Here is a 13,776-nt window from a genome sequence, read left to right on the forward strand (position 1 = left end):
CGCTCACGCGGCGGCCACCCGGCGGCGGGGCACCCGGTGGCGCAGTTCGGCCAACGGCGGACGCTCCTCGATCGACACGTCGCTGACCACGATCTCGCGGTCCAGGTTGGGCAGGGTGTCCGAACCACCGCGACGGAACTGGGTCAGCAACGCCTCCGGCGTGAACCCGGGGGTCGCCCACCCGCGCCGCTGCAGCCGGGACCAGGCGGTCAACATGATCTGCGCGGACATCCGACCCAGGGCGGCGGTGTCCTGGTGGCGGTGCTTGCGCTCACCGAGGTCGACCTGCGCCAGCGCGTCCAGACCGACCAGGTCCAGCAGGTCGATCATCATGGCCGTCTCCACCCCGTACCCGGAGACGAACGGCACCTGGGCCAGCACGTCCCGGCGAGCCGCGTACTCACCGGCGAGCGGCTGCACGAAGCCGGCCAGCTCGGGCCAGAAGAGGTTGAGCAGCGGCCGGGCCATCAACTCGGTCACCCGGCCTCCGCCGTCCTGCTCCACGCTGGCGGTGCCCACCAGGGGCCGGTGGTAGAAGCCCTTCACGAAATCGACCGACGGGTCGGTCAGCAGCGGGCCGAGCAGCCCGCTCACGAAGTGCGGTCGGAACTCCCGCAGGTCGGCGTCGATGAACGCCACCACGTCTCCCTCGGCGGCGGCCAGCCCGGCCCAGAGCGCGTCGCCCTTGCCGGTGAGCCGGGGCAACCCCCGGGTCATCGCGTCCTGACTGACCACCTCCGCGCCGGCGGCGCGGGCCACCTGGGCGGTCCGGTCCGTCGAGCGGGAATCCACCACGATCAGCTCGTCGACCAGGGCCACCCGATCCATCAGGTGCTCCCGGATGGTCGACACGATCGCGCCGACCGTGGCCTCCTCGTTGCGCGCCGGCAGCACCACGCTGACCCGGGTCTCACCCTTGGCGCGCATCAGCCGACGGGTCGGCCAGTCCGCCGCGGATGTCGTCCGGTACGTGGCCCACGCCTCCACCACCGGCGACACACTCGATGTCATATCCCGCACGGGCACCCCTCCGTTCGTGCGTGGAAAAACCGAATTTGGTTGTTCCCATTTCTCGTCACGCGCTAACCGCATTCTCGGCAACAGCTTGATCACAGAGGTGACGACAATTCGTTCCCGGGGGATGAACGTTTGATTGCGCACAGCCCAGGGGACTGCTCCCATCGCACATGAAACGTCTTCGAAGGGGTGTCGGGATGCGGAAATGCCGGGTGGGTCTGGTCGGGGCCGGCGGCGTGGCACAGCGTCACGCGCGGGTGCTGACCGGGTTCGACGACGTCGAGCTGGTCGGGGTCACCGACGTCGCGCCGGAGGCCGCGTCCGCGCTGGCCGCACAGCACGGTGGGCGGGCCTGCGCCGACGTCGCCGAGCTGCTGGCCGTCGATCTGGACGCCGTGTACGTCTGCGTGCCACCGTTCGCGCACGGTCCGGCTGAGGAGGCGGTGATCGAGGCCGGGCTGCCGATGTTCGTGGAGAAGCCCGTCGCTGTCGACCTGAGCACCGCCGAGCGGATCGCCGACCTGGTCGCGCGGCGTGGGCTGCGCACCGCCGTCGGCCACCACTGGCGCTATCTGAGCGTGCTCGACCAGGCCCGCGACCTGCTCGCCGACCGTCCGGTACGGATGGTCAGCGGCGCCTGGCTCGACAAGGTGCCGCCGGTGGCGTGGTGGTCGCGGCGGGACCGCTCCGGCGGGCCCGTGGTCGAGCAGGCCGCGCACGTGCTCGACCTGATCCGCGTGCTGGCCGGAGAGGTCACCGAGGTCACCGCGTACGGCAACGGCACCCCACCGCCGGTCGACGGCGCCGACATCGACTCGGTGACCACCGCCGCGCTGCGCTTCGCCGACGGCGCGGTCGGCACGCTCAGCGCCGCCTGCGTCCTGGGCTGGAAGCACCGCGCCGGCCTGGAGATCCTCGCCGACGGGCTGGCCCTCGCGATCACCGAGGACGGGCTGTCGATCCGCGACGCCGACGGCGAACGACACGTCCCGGCCGACCCCGAAGCCGCCCGGGTGGCGGTGGACCGCGCCTTCGTCGACGCCGTCCGCGGCATCGGCGACGACGTGCGAGTCCCGTACGCCGAGGCCCTCGCCACCCAGCGCCTGGCCCTCGCGGTGTCCGACTCGGCCCGTACCGGCACCACGGTGCGGCTCGCCACCGCGACCGCGCCGGCGGCGCTCGCGACGGGGGTGTCAGTCGATGCGTGACAAGGTCGTGGTGGTCACCGGCCCCGGCCGGGTCGACCTCGTCGAGCAGGACGCCGCCCCGCTGCGCCCCGGCACGTTCCGGGTCGAGACGCTGTTCAGTGGTGTCTCCGCCGGCACCGAGCTGAGCTACGTCAAGGGCACGAACCCCTACCTGAACGTCACCTGGAACGCCGACCTGGGCCTGTTCCAGCCGGGCGCGGCCAGCACGCCCTACCCGGTCACCCGACTCGGCTACATGCAGGTCGGCCGGGTGGTGGAGAGCGAGACCCCGGCCGTCGCGGTGGGAACTGTCGGCGCGATGACGTATGGGCACCGCACCGGCTGGCTGGCCGACCCGGTCGCCGAACGGTTCGTGGCGCTGCCCGACGACCTGGACCCGCTGCTCGGCGTCTACGTCGCGCACATGGGGCCGATCTGCGCCAACGGTCTGCTGCACGCCGCCGCCGACCTGCACGGCACCGACGTCCGCACGCTCGGCGACGGGGTACGCGGCCGACGGGTCGCCGTCGTCGGCGCCGGTGTCGTGGCGCTGCTGACGGCGTTGTTCGCCCGGCGTAACGGCGCAGCGTCGGTGGTGGTGCTCGACCCCACCCCACACCGCCGCCAGGTCGCCGAGGCGCTCGGCCTGGAAACCCTCGACCCCGACGCTGACGACCCGGCGGTGGTGCTCAAGACCCGTTGGGCGCACACCGCCGGCGACCGGGGCGCCGACGTGGTGTTCCAGTGCCGGGGGCAGGCGTGGGCGCTGCACCTCGCCCTGCGGCTGCTGCGGCCCCAGGGCACCGTCATCGACCTCGCCTTCTACCAGGGCGGCGCGGACGCGGTCCGCCTCGGTGAGGAGTTCCACCACAACGGGCTGTCGCTGCGCTGTGCCCAGATCGGCCGGGTTCCGCGCGGGCTCGCACCCACCTGGGACCGCGAACGGCTCTCCGCCGAGACCGTCGACCTGCTCAGGACGTACGGCGATGGGATCCGCAAGCACCTCGTCTCGGCGGTGGTGCCGTTCGACGAGGCGCCCGCCCTCCTGACCGGCCTGGCCGACCGTCGTCGCCAGGAGCTTCAGGTGGTGCTCGCCGTCTGACCCGCCGTCGCCGCGTGCCGGGGGCGGCTACCGTTCGCGACATGAGCACCGTGCAGGACCGGCCGGTTCCCGGCGACACCTCGACCGACCGACCGGCCGGCGACAGGCCCGCGGACCGGTCGGTCGGCCTGGCCGCGTTGCTGCCGTACCTGCGGGAGCATCGCGGCACCCTGGTGGTGGTGGGCGCGCTGTCGCTGATCGGCTCGGCGGCGTCGTTGGCGCAACCGCTGCTCACCCGCTCGGTGCTCGAGCGGATCGGCGCCGAGCAGGGCGTGGCCCGGCTGGTGGCGGTGCTGGTGGCCCTGGTGGTGCTCGGCGCGGCGATCGGTGGGCTGCGCGACTACCTGCTGCAACGCACCGCCGAGGGAGTGGTGCTGGGCACCCGGCGTCGGCTCGCCGGTCACCTGCTGCGGCTGCCCATCGCCGAGTACGACCGCCGACGTACCGGCGACCTGCTCTCCCGGGTCGGCTCGGACACCACACTGCTGCGCGCCGTCGTCACCTCCGGGCTGTTCGAGACGGTCACCGGGGCGGTGACGGTGGTCGGCGCCGGCACGGCCATGGTGCTGCTCGACCCGCTGCTGTTCGGCGTCACCCTGCTCGGGGTGGCGCTGGGGTTGGTCTTCGCCGCCACCTTCGCCCGCCGGGTCCGGGCGCTGGCCCGGGTCGCGCAGGAGCGGATCGGCGAGATGACCTCGGCGGTGGAGCGGGCCATCTCGGCGGCCCGGACCATCCGCGCCAGCCGCGCCGAGAGCCGGGAGACGGAGACCGTCACCGGCAGCGCGCGGGAGGCCTACGCGGCGGGGCTGCGGGTGGCCCGGGTGCAGGCGCTGGTCGGCCCGATCGGCTCGGTAACCGTGCAGGGCGCGTTCCTGCTGGTGCTCGGCATCGGTGGGGCGCGGGTCGCCGCCGGGGCGATCTCCGTCGGGGACCTGGTCGCGTTCGTCATGTACCTGTTCCTGCTGGCGCTGCCGTTGGGTCAGGTGCTGCGGGCGTACACCCAGTTGCAGTCCGGCCTGGGCGCCCTCCAGCGGATCGAGGAGATCCTCGACGTGCCCGCGGAGGGCGCTGACGACCGCCCGGCGTCCGCCGCCGCGACGGCGACCCCGCGCCGTCCGACCCCGATGATCGAGTTCGACCGGGTCGGCTTCGGCTACCCGGGCGGTGAGCCGGTGCTGCACGAGGTCAGCTTCGCGGTCCCCGCCGGCACCCGGACCGCCCTCGTCGGTCCCTCCGGCGCCGGCAAATCCACACTGCTGGCCCTGGTCGAACGCTTCTACGAGGTGAGCGCCGGCGCGGTCCGACTCGACGGCACCGACGTACGGGACCTGCCCCGCGACGCGCTGCGGGCCCGCCTCGGCTACGTCGAGCAGGAGGCTCCCGTGCTGGCCGGCACGCTGCGGGAGAACCTGCTGATCACCACCCCGGACGCCACCGACGACCGGTTGCGCGACGTCCTCGACGAGGTCAACCTGGGCCACCTGGCGCAGCGCACCGCGCTGGGCCTGGACGTGCAGGTGGGTGAGGGCGGCGTGCTGCTCTCCGGAGGTGAACGGCAGCGCCTGGCCATCGCCCGCGCGCTGCTCGCCGGCCCGCCGGTGCTGCTGCTCGACGAGCCGACCAGCAACCTCGACTCCCGCAACGAGGTCGCGCTGCGCCGCGCCATCGACGCCGTGGCCGTTCGCCGGACCCTGTTGATCGTGGCGCACCGGCTCGCCACGGTGGTCGACGCCGACCAGATCGTCGTCCTCGACGGCGGCCGGGTGGTGGCCGTGGGCACCCACGCCGAACTGACCGCCACCGACCCGCTGTACCGGGAACTCGCCAGCCACCAGCTGCTGGTCGGCTGACCGCGCCCCAGGAAGGCCGACTTGCCGGGCGGCCGGGCCGCGCGCGCCGCCCGGAATCGCGTACCGTTGCCGCTCATGGGTGTGTCGCAACGGTTCAAGAGCAAGTTCCGGCGGTTCCTCCAGCGCCCCGGCTCGACCGTGGATCTTGCTCCACTGGAGAAACTGCTCCCGGCGATCGAGGCGCGCGAGGCTGAGCTCACCGCGCTCGACGACGCCGAGCTGACCTCGGCCGCGGGTGCCGCCGTCGGTTACGAGGAGATCTGCGCCGTCGGCCGTGAGGCCGCCCGCCGTGGCCTCGACCAGCGGCCGTACGACGTGCAGCTGCTCGGCGCGATGTCGCTGCTCTCCGGCAAGGTCGCCGAGATGGCCACCGGTGAGGGCAAGACACTGACCGCCACTGTCGCCGCGTACGGGCACGTCCGGCTCGGCAACGGCCCGGTGCACGTGCTCACCATCAACGACTACCTCGCCCGCCGCGACGCCCAGTGGATGGAGCCGGTCTACACCCTGCTCGGTCTCACCGTCGGCTGGGTCAACGAGGCCTCCACCCCGCAGGAGCGGCGCGACGCGTACGCCTGCGACGTCACCTACGTCTCGGTCAGCGAGGCGGGCTTCGACTACCTGCGCGACCAGCTGGTCACCGACGTGGAAGACCGGGTGCAGCCCGCGCTGACCACCGCCATCGTCGACGAGGCCGACTCGATCATGATCGACGAGGCCCGGGTGCCGATGGTCCTGGCCGGCGCCGTGCCGGGCGAGCAGGACCCGGTGCACGCCGCCGCCGCGCTCGTGCGCGGCCTGCGCAAGGACAAGCACTACACGGTCGCCGAGGACGGGCGCAGCGTGGCGTTCACCTCCGCCGGCCTGGCCGCCATGGAGGCCAAGCTCGGCATCGACCTGTACGACGAGGAGCACGTCGCGCAGCTCTCCGCGGTCAACGTGGCGCTGCACGCGCACGCCCTGCTGCACCGTGACGTGGATTACATCGTCCGGGACGGCTCCGTCGAACTGGTCGACGAGATGCGCGGCCGGGTGGCCCAGCGCCGCCGTTGGCCGGACGGTCTCCAAGCCGCCGTCGAGGCCAAGGAGGGGCTGGACGCCACCGCCGAGGGCGAGGTGCTCGGCACCATCGCCATGCAGGCGTACATCGCGCTCTACCCGAAGGTCTGCGGGATGACCGCCACCGCGGTGCTGGTCGGCGACCAGTTGCGGGAGTTCTTCGACCTCGAGGTCGCGGTGATCCCGCCGAACACCCCGTGCATCCGCGAGGACGAGCCGGACCGCATCTACGCCACCCGGGCGGAGAAGGACGAGGCGCTGATCGACGAGATCCAGCGTTGGCACGCCAAGGGGCGGCCGGTGCTGGTCGGCACCCTGGACGTCAAGGAGTCCGAGGGGTTGGCCGCCGGGCTGAACGCCGCCGGGGTGCCCTGCGTCGTGCTGAACGCCAAGAACGACGACGAAGAGGCCGCGATCATCGCCGAGGCCGGCGCGTACGGCGCCGTGACCGTCTCCACCCAGATGGCCGGCCGGGGCGTCGACATCCGCCTCGGCGGCAGCGACCAGACCGACCAGGAACGGGTCGCCGAGCTGGGCGGGCTCTACGTGATCGGCAGCGGCCGGCACGACAGCCGCCGGGTGGACGACCAGCTGCGCGGTCGGGCCGGCCGGCAGGGCGACCCGGGCGGCTCGGTCTTCTTCGTCAGCCTGGAGGACGACCTCGTCGTCCGGCACGCCGCCGACTCGGTGCCGGCCTCGCCGCGGATGAACGCCGACGGTCTGGTGACCGACGAGCAGGTCGACTACGCCGTGGAGCACGCCCAGCGTGTCGCCGAGGGCGTCAACCACGAGATCCACCGCAACACCTGGCGCTACAGCGTGGTGATCGAGCAGCAGCGTAAGGCGCTCGCCGCGCGCCGCGAGCGGTTGCTGACCAGTGACGTGGCCGCGGTGATGCTGCTGGAGAAGGAGCCCGAGAAGGCCGGCGAGATGGACGAGGACCTGCTCGCCCGTGCCGCCCGGTCGATCGCGCTCTACCACCTGGACCGGCTCTGGGCCGAGCACCTGGCCGAGCTGTCGGAGGTCCGCGAGGGCGTGCACCTGCGCGCGCTGGGCCGGCTCGACCCGCTGGACGAGTTCCACCGGGCCGCGGTGCCGGCGTTCAACGACCTGATCCCGGAGATCGAGGCCCGCACCATTGCCACCTTCACCGAGACCGAATTCGATGAGGACTGGCAGCCCGACGACGGCACCCTGGTCCGGCCCACCGCCACCTGGACGTACCTGGTGCACGACAACCCGTTCGGGTCCGAGCTCGACCGTCTGATCGCGTCGATCGGGCGGCGGCTCAGCGGCGCCTCGCGCTGACGTATGGACCATCGGGGCCCCGACCGCGCCTCCGCGGGCGACCGGGGCCCCGATTTACGCCGTTTCGACCCAGGTTTCCCAGGGTAGTAGGGCTGGTCGGTCGAGTCGGGAGAGAGCAGACGATGACACAGGTGACGATGCGTGCCGGGCAGGCGCGAGACGGCACGGAGGCTGCGAACCGGTGAATCTCGACACGCGCGAACCGGTGGTGCACACCCTCGGCGTCCTGGAAGCAGCCGCGCTGTTACGGGAGCTGACCGCCGGGCTGATCGCCCTGACCGACTTTGATGAGGCGCTGCTGGCCCTGGTCCGGGTCACCCGGGACGCCGTCGCCGGGGTGCGCTGGTGCGGGTTCACCGCCCTGCGGGCCGGCGAGCCGGCCGGGGTGGCCGCCTCCGACGAGGGGCTGGCCGGCCTGGACGACCTTCGACACGGGCCGGACACGCCCGCGCTGAGCGCGATCCACCGCCGCGAGATGATCCTCGCCGCCGACCTGACCGGTGAGCCCCGCTGGCCGGCCTGGACGGCGCACGCCCGCGACCTCGGCGTACGCGGGGTGATCTCCGCACCCGTCGACATCGACGACCAGGTCATCGGGGCGATCAACCTGTACGCCGCCGCGCCGGACCTGTTGACCCCGCAACACCAGTTGACCGCCATGCTGCTCGCCGAACACGCCGGCCTGCTGCTCGCCGCCGTCCGCGACCGCAACCGACAGCTCACCCTCGCCGGTGAACGGGACGCGTCACTCCTGCACGACGGGGTGGTGGGCCAGGCCGTCGGCGTGATCATGACGCAGCGCGGATGCCCACCAGCCGAGGCCCTCGACGTGCTGCGTACCGCCGCCTCGTCGCTGGACATCCCGCTGCGCGAGGTAGCCGAGCGCCTGGTCCGGACGGTCTCCCGCCAACGCGACAACTGACCCCGGCGGCGTCCTTCCCGTGGCCCCCGTCGGCCGGTCGGCCCGTCGGCCCGCCGGCCGCGTAGGCCCCGTGGGCCCCGTGGGCCCTTGAGTCGCGTCGACGGGGTGACCGACTCGGTTTTCAGCAAGTCGGGGTGTCACGGGCCGACGGACGCCCACGCCCCGACGTCCTGAAACCCGAATCGACTGCCCCTCCCGCTGGCCCCACCCTGAACGGTTGACCATGAAGTTATTGCCCTCCGCTGCGGCGAGTCGCGGCAATAACTTCATGATCAACGGGGTAGGGGTGGGGGGTGACCTTTCCGGAGACGTTTACAGCTATCGGTCTGGCCGTCCGGCCTTGGCAGGCGGCCGTGGTGCCCGTTCTCCCTGCCGGCGGCGAGTCGGGCGGCATCGTTTCGCCTCAACCGGCCCCGGGTAGCACTCTGGTCAGGTGAGCTGCGCCGACCCGGGGGAGGACCGATGCAGAGCCGGCTGCGGGTGCAGGGGCAACCGATCCAACCGATGCTGGTGACGTTCCCGCTCGGGCTCTTCGTCAGCGCCACCGTCTTCGACCTCACCGACGTGATCGGGGGGCCCGCGTTCCTCGGGGAGGTCGGCTACTGGACCGGCGTCGCCGCCCTCGTCGCCGCCGCGCTGACCGCCGTGGCCGGCATGGTCGACCTGTGGGACGTGCCGGGCGACCGTACCCGCCGCACCGCTGTCGCCTTCAACCTGGTGAACGCGGTGATGGCCGCGATGTTCCTGCTCACCTGCCTGGTCCGGTCGCACTCCCCGCAGCGCGGCGCGTCGGTCGCGATCCTGGTCACCGAGCTGGTCGCGCTGGCCGTCGGCGGGGTCGGCGTGCACCTGGGTGCCCGACTCATGCGTCAGTTCGACAGCAGCCGCGCCGAGACCGGCGGCCTGGAGGCGCTGGCCGGCTCCACCGGCGAGATCGCCCGCCCCTGACCGACCTGCCGCCCGACCTGCCGCCCTGGCCCGACGCGCCCGCAGGGCCTGCTCGACCCGTGAGCCGGGCGGTCGGCCGGTCGGCGGGCCTGGTGCGCGGGGCCGGTATCCGTGCGACTGGTCGGTTTACCATCCCCGGATGACCTCCTCTCTGGACACGCTTCCGAAGGTCGGCGCGCCCGCCACCCGGGCCCTGCACGGCGCCGGCTACACCGCGCTGCGCCAGCTCGCGGGCGTTCCTCGGACGGACCTGGCCGCGCTGCACGGCATGGGCCCGAAGGCGCTCGGGATCCTCCAGGCGGCCCTCGAGGAGCACGGGCTCGGCCTCGGCTGAGATCCACCGCGGACGCCCCGGCCGGACGCAGGCAAATGGGTTGCCGGCCGGGTGAGCGGCCGCAAGGCTGAGCGCCATGACCGCTGAGCGTGACGCAGAGGACGTGATCGCGGAGGCCGCCGCCGCGCCCGTCGATGGTTGGGGCTTCGGCTGGCTGGCCGGCCGGGCCACCGAGGAGCGTCCACAGTGGGGGTACGCCCGGCTGGTCGCCGACCGGATGGCGCGGGCCGACGCGGCGCTGGACGTCGACACCGGCGGCGGGGAGGTGCTCGCCGAGGTGCCTCGTCCACCGAAGCTGCTGACGGCGACCGAGGCGTGGCCGCCGAACGTGGAGGTCGCCCGACGAACCCTGCGCCGGGTCGGCGCGTCGGTGGTCGCGGTCGCGCCGGACGGGCCGCTGCCGTTTCGTGACGCCTCATTCGACCTGGTGGTCAGTCGGCATCCGGTGCGTACCGACTGGGTTCAGACGGCGCGGGTGCTGCGGCCGGGCGGGACGTTCCTGTCGCAGCAAATCGGGGCCGGCACCATGCGGGAGCTGAGTGAGGCGATCCTCGGGCCGCTGCCGCCTCCGACCCAGCGGCACCCCGAGCACGCGGTCGCCGCCGCCGAGGCCGCTGGCCTGCGGGTGGTCGACCTGCGTCGGGCCACGCTGCGGGCGACCTTCGCCGACATCGGCGCGGTGGTCTGGTTCCTGCGCAAGGTGATCTGGACGGTGCCCGGGTTCACTGTCGACCGCTACCGCGCACCACTGCGCGACCTCCACCACCGCATCGTCAACGAGGGCCCCTTCGTCGCCCACGCCCAGCGCTTCCTCATCGAGGCCACCCGCCCCTGACGGCCCGCCCCCACCCGTCGATCTTGCACTTTCGGCACTCGCAAAAGCCGCCGAACTGGGCAATTCGACAACCGAAACTGCAAGATCGGCGGGGTGAGGGCGGGGCTGGGGTGAGGGCGGGGGTGAGGCGGGGTTAGTGGGGGTGGGTTTGGTGGTGGGTTGCTAGGACGTCGGCGCCGAAGTCGCTGGCGGGGCGGCGCAGCACGGTGTGGGCGTGGTTGCCGTCCGCGGTGGTGTTGTCGTACTCGATCAGCAGGTCGTCGCCCTGCACCCGGTAGTAGTGCCGCCGCCCGGGGTGGGTCGGGCCGGCCCAGGCGAAGTGCAGCGGGCCGGCGTCCAGTCGGGTCGCCTCCCGGATGGCCAGCTCGGGCGGCAGCCGGTCGAGGTAGAGGGCAACCACCTGGTCGAGTAGCGCGCGGCCGGTCGGTCCCAGCCGCTCCGCCGGTACGCCGAGGGGCTCCAACGGCGCGTCGACCCGCCCACGGGTGGCGCTGATGATGTCCGCCGGCGCCTCGTCGGCGATGATCGCGGCGGCCCGCTCGGCGGGGCCCAGCGCGTCGAGCAGGGCGCGGGCCAGGTCCTCCTCCACACCGAGTGGGCGGGAAACCGGCCGGCCGGCGTAGCGGACCGCGGCCGGGTTGGCGCCGAAGAAGATCGGCGCGGGGGAGACCTGGCCGTCCACCACTGTCATGTTCACCGACAGGTGGTGCCCTTCGAGTCGCCACGCCCAACGGTCGTCGCGCGCCGGGTCACCGAACACGGCCACCCAGTAGTCGGCACTGTGCCGCCCGCGCTGCCAGCCCTCGGCCCGGTCCAGCACCTCCTCCAGCGAGATGATCGCCATCGCCTGTGCGTACGCCGAGGAGCTGAGTGCGGTGGCCAGCAGCCGGTGGGCGGCCTTGCGGGCGGTGACGTCGAGCTCGGCGAGGCAGACGCCCGGTCGGGGTCGGGGCCGGTATTCCAGCCAGCGTCGGGCCGCCTCGTCGTCGAACGCGTGCACGGCGCTCTCGCGGGCGGCGGGGTCGAGCGCGGTCAGCAGCGCGGTCGCGGCGGCCCGCATCTGCTCCGGCAGAGGATCTTCCACCGACCCTGTATACCGGCCGGCCGTGCCGGTGTCAGCCGACGCGCAGCAGCTCTGTCATCTCCGGCAGGTCGAAGAAGCGCGCGGTCTCGACGGCCGACGGGTTGCCGTGTGCCGGATCCGCGCCGGCGGCGAGGAGCGCGCGGACCGCTTCGGTGCTGCTGCGGAAGACTGCCGCCGCCAACGCTGTCTGACCTCGGTCGTTGGCCCGGGTGTGGTCGGCGCCGCGGCTGAGCAGGGCGGCCACCGTATCCGGCTGGGAGTGGTACGAGGCCAGGATGAGCAGTGTGTCGCCCTTGTCGTTGGTGAGGTTTACCGGCAGGCCGGCGTCGATCTGCGCCGCCAGTTCGTCGGTGGCGCCGGCTCGGGCCAGGTCGAACATCCGGTGCGCGAACGCCAGCGTCTCGGCGTCGAGGTTCTCGGTCACCGGTCCAGGATAGGACGTGTCTTTCGGATCTTCGCCGGCCTACGACGGGCCCGGACGACGCCGTCCAGCCGCCTTGCCGGATCGCCGTCGGGGCCTCGTCTCGGCGCGACGAGATCCGGGAGACACGCCCCAGCCACACCGGTCCTGATAGGTTGCTCGGCCGGTGCGCTGGGGGAGGGTCCGATGGGTGAGACGGTGTATGTGGGCAACGCGGGCGTCGACGGCGCCACCAACGCTGGTTGGTTGCTCGGGCACTTCGCGCCGCCGGGGGAGATCCGGCACAGCACCGACGTCGAGGTGAAGTGGGGCGTGCATCCGCCCGGGCAGGCCCGGGCGCGGTGGGCGACCGGTGAGGTGCGCACCACTCTGCTCGTACTCGTCGAGGGGTGTTTCCGGGTGGAGTTGCCGGACCGGACGGTGCGGCTGGCCGCGCCGGGCGACTACGTGGTGTGGGCCCGTGGGGTGGACCATTCCTGGTTCGCCGAGCGGGCGTCGGTGGTGTTGACGGTGCGTTGGCCCTCGTTGCCGGGTTACCGCGCGGACCCACCGGTGCTGCGCTGATTCACCCGAGCGGCTGACCCTGCGTCCCACCAGACGGAATTACCTACTAAACCTATAGGCTTTGCCGTCTAGAGTACGAGGGCACCCCGCCGAACGACCCGCGAGGAACCGCCATGACGCACCACCGTCCGGAGCCCGACCTGCTCACCGTTGCCGCCGGATGGGCCGAACCGGCTTGCTGGCCGGTCGCGCTGCGTTTCGACCCCGCCGAGCGTTGGTACGCCCGCCTCGCCGTCAGCGACGAGCACGAGGTGTGGGCGCTGAGCTGGCTGCCCGGGCAGGGCACCGACCTGCACGACCACGGCGGCTCCTCCGGGGCGTTCCGGGTGGTCAACGGCGCGCTCACCGAGGAGACGGTCAGCGCCGGTCGACTACGCCCCCGACTGCTGCCGGCCGGCGCGGGCCGCCGCTTCGGCCCCCGGCACGTGCACCGGGTGACCAACCGAGGCGTCGATCCGGCGGTCAGCGTGCACGTCTACCGGCCGGCGCTGCTGCGGATGACCCGCTATCACCTCCTCGGCGGGCGGCTGCGGGTCGCCGAGGTCGCCGAGGCCGGCCGGTCCTGGTAGCCCGCGCGCACCGAGAACCCCTGTCACCGGAAGGAACCGATAATGCAGACAACCGCCGAGCACTGTCCCGCCCCAGTGCCGCCACCGGGCTCCCGGGGCATCGACGAGATCCTGGCCGCCGCGCGGGCCCGGCTGCGCCGGCTGGACCCCGAGCGGGCGCACCTGGCGTACCGGGCCGGAGCGCTGCTGGTCGACATCCGCCCCGCAGCGCAACGGGCCGCGCACGGCGTGGTGCCGGGCTCGCTCATCGTCGAGCGCAACGTGTTGGAGTGGCGCTTCGACCCACGCTGCGCGGCCCGGCTGCCGCAGGCAGTCGACTACGACGTGCCGGTGGTGATCCTCTGCCAGGAGGGCTACACCTCGTCGTTGGCAGCCGCCGCGTTGCAGGACGTCGGCCTGCACCGGGCCACCGATGTGGTCGGTGGGTTCGCGGCCTGGCGGATCGCCGGCCTGCCGGCCCTCGGCCCGACCCCACTGCACCACCCCTCTTCCCTCGCGTCCCCGGTCAACGCCGGCTGGGCGCGCCGCTGACCGTCACGCCACACCCGGCGTGGCGCGCGTACCGCCACTCAGGAG

14 protein-coding genes are annotated in these 13,776 nt (G+C 73.0%); 11 read left to right on the forward strand and 3 right to left on the reverse strand.

Annotated features, from left to right (window positions below; genetic code table 11):
• Positions 1–3 precede the first annotated feature (3 nt).
• Positions 4–1,011, reverse strand: a complete 1,008-nt coding sequence (locus OHB44_RS15855) for a glucosyl-3-phosphoglycerate synthase (protein ID WP_274531325.1) — start codon at positions 1,009–1,011, stop codon at positions 4–6.
• Positions 1,012–1,214: 203 nt separating this feature from the next.
• Here OHB44_RS15855 and OHB44_RS15860 point away from each other — a divergent pair, with 203 nt between their 5' ends.
• The 8 genes from OHB44_RS15860 (at position 1,215) to OHB44_RS15895 (ending at position 10,562) form a co-directional block, all read left to right on the forward strand.
• Positions 1,215–2,225: a Gfo/Idh/MocA family protein gene (locus OHB44_RS15860; RefSeq protein ID WP_238685891.1), complete on the forward strand. Its 1,011-nt coding sequence runs from the start codon at positions 1,215–1,217 to the stop codon at positions 2,223–2,225.
• Positions 2,218–3,306 carry a zinc-dependent alcohol dehydrogenase gene (locus tag OHB44_RS15865; RefSeq protein ID WP_238685890.1) on the forward strand — a complete coding sequence of 363 codons (1,089 nt, stop codon included), beginning with the start codon at positions 2,218–2,220 and terminating at the stop codon, positions 3,304–3,306. The genes OHB44_RS15860 and OHB44_RS15865 overlap by 8 nt, the downstream gene beginning before the upstream one ends.
• Positions 3,307–3,347: 41 nt before the next feature.
• Positions 3,348–5,156, forward strand: a complete 1,809-nt coding sequence (locus OHB44_RS15870; RefSeq protein ID WP_330441127.1) for an ABC transporter ATP-binding protein — start codon at positions 3,348–3,350, stop codon at positions 5,154–5,156.
• A gap of 75 nt (positions 5,157–5,231) precedes the next feature.
• Positions 5,232–7,523 (forward strand): accessory Sec system translocase SecA2, encoded by a 2,292-nt coding sequence (gene secA2 / locus OHB44_RS15875; RefSeq protein ID WP_238685888.1) that lies wholly within the window; start codon positions 5,232–5,234, stop codon positions 7,521–7,523.
• A 181-nt stretch (positions 7,524–7,704) separates the two neighbouring features.
• Positions 7,705–8,445 carry a GAF and ANTAR domain-containing protein gene (locus OHB44_RS15880; protein ID WP_238685887.1) on the forward strand — a complete coding sequence of 247 codons (741 nt, stop codon included), beginning with the start codon at positions 7,705–7,707 and terminating at the stop codon, positions 8,443–8,445.
• A gap of 462 nt (positions 8,446–8,907) precedes the next feature.
• Complete coding sequence (locus tag OHB44_RS15885; RefSeq protein ID WP_238685886.1) at positions 8,908–9,393, forward strand: DUF2231 domain-containing protein; 486 nt, start codon at positions 8,908–8,910, stop codon at positions 9,391–9,393.
• Positions 9,394–9,532: 139 nt separating this feature from the next.
• Positions 9,533–9,727 carry a DNA-binding protein gene (locus tag OHB44_RS15890; RefSeq protein ID WP_330441128.1) on the forward strand — a complete coding sequence of 65 codons (195 nt, stop codon included), beginning with the start codon at positions 9,533–9,535 and terminating at the stop codon, positions 9,725–9,727.
• A 76-nt stretch (positions 9,728–9,803) separates the two neighbouring features.
• The gene (locus OHB44_RS15895) at positions 9,804–10,562 is read left to right on the forward strand and encodes a class I SAM-dependent methyltransferase (RefSeq protein WP_330441129.1); all 759 of its coding nucleotides are present in this window, start codon (positions 9,804–9,806) and stop codon (positions 10,560–10,562) included.
• 133 nt (positions 10,563–10,695) lie between these two features.
• On the opposite strand, the gene OHB44_RS15900 is transcribed toward OHB44_RS15895, so the two are convergent.
• Positions 10,696–11,646, reverse strand: coding sequence for a DUF3500 domain-containing protein (locus tag OHB44_RS15900; protein WP_330441130.1), 951 nt, complete (start codon positions 11,644–11,646; stop codon positions 10,696–10,698).
• A gap of 31 nt (positions 11,647–11,677) precedes the next feature.
• Positions 11,678–12,070, reverse strand: a complete 393-nt coding sequence (locus OHB44_RS15905) for an ankyrin repeat domain-containing protein (protein ID WP_238685882.1) — start codon at positions 12,068–12,070, stop codon at positions 11,678–11,680.
• Positions 12,071–12,253: 183 nt separating this feature from the next.
• On the opposite strand from OHB44_RS15905, the gene OHB44_RS15910 reads away from it, so the two are divergent.
• From OHB44_RS15910 to OHB44_RS15920, 3 genes are all read left to right on the forward strand, one after another.
• The gene (locus OHB44_RS15910; RefSeq protein WP_330441131.1) at positions 12,254–12,631 is read left to right on the forward strand and encodes a signal peptidase I; all 378 of its coding nucleotides are present in this window, start codon (positions 12,254–12,256) and stop codon (positions 12,629–12,631) included.
• Positions 12,632–12,744: 113 nt separating this feature from the next.
• Entirely contained in the window at positions 12,745–13,200 is a 456-nt protein-coding gene (locus OHB44_RS15915) for a cysteine dioxygenase (RefSeq protein ID WP_330441132.1), read from the forward strand.
• Positions 13,201–13,242: 42 nt separating this feature from the next.
• Entirely contained in the window at positions 13,243–13,731 is a 489-nt protein-coding gene (locus tag OHB44_RS15920) for a rhodanese-like domain-containing protein (protein ID WP_330441133.1), read from the forward strand.
• Positions 13,732–13,776: the final 45 nt, after the last annotated feature.

This window comes from Micromonospora sp. NBC_00821 (genome assembly GCF_036347035.1).
In the GTDB taxonomy this organism is placed as follows: domain Bacteria; phylum Actinomycetota; class Actinomycetes; order Mycobacteriales; family Micromonosporaceae; genus Micromonospora; species Micromonospora hortensis.

What these genes read in the sequence shown, in the direction of transcription:
- OHB44_RS15855 (WP_274531325.1), bottom strand. Translation starts at nt 1,011, where the DNA reads ATGACATCGAGTGTGTCGCCGGTGGTGGAGGCGTGGGCCACGTACCGG.
- OHB44_RS15860 (WP_238685891.1), top strand. Translation starts at nt 1,215, where the DNA reads ATGCGGAAATGCCGGGTGGGTCTGGTCGGGGCCGGCGGCGTGGCACAG.
- OHB44_RS15865 (WP_238685890.1), top strand. Translation starts at nt 2,218, where the DNA reads ATGCGTGACAAGGTCGTGGTGGTCACCGGCCCCGGCCGGGTCGACCTC.
- OHB44_RS15870 (WP_330441127.1), top strand. Translation starts at nt 3,348, where the DNA reads ATGAGCACCGTGCAGGACCGGCCGGTTCCCGGCGACACCTCGACCGAC.
- secA2 (WP_238685888.1), top strand. Translation starts at nt 5,232, where the DNA reads ATGGGTGTGTCGCAACGGTTCAAGAGCAAGTTCCGGCGGTTCCTCCAG.
- OHB44_RS15885 (WP_238685886.1), top strand. Translation starts at nt 8,908, where the DNA reads ATGCAGAGCCGGCTGCGGGTGCAGGGGCAACCGATCCAACCGATGCTG.
- OHB44_RS15890 (WP_330441128.1), top strand. Translation starts at nt 9,533, where the DNA reads ATGACCTCCTCTCTGGACACGCTTCCGAAGGTCGGCGCGCCCGCCACC.
- OHB44_RS15895 (WP_330441129.1), top strand. Translation starts at nt 9,804, where the DNA reads ATGACCGCTGAGCGTGACGCAGAGGACGTGATCGCGGAGGCCGCCGCC.
- OHB44_RS15910 (WP_330441131.1), top strand. Translation starts at nt 12,254, where the DNA reads ATGGGTGAGACGGTGTATGTGGGCAACGCGGGCGTCGACGGCGCCACC.
- OHB44_RS15915 (WP_330441132.1), top strand. Translation starts at nt 12,745, where the DNA reads ATGACGCACCACCGTCCGGAGCCCGACCTGCTCACCGTTGCCGCCGGA.
- OHB44_RS15920 (WP_330441133.1), top strand. Translation starts at nt 13,243, where the DNA reads ATGCAGACAACCGCCGAGCACTGTCCCGCCCCAGTGCCGCCACCGGGC.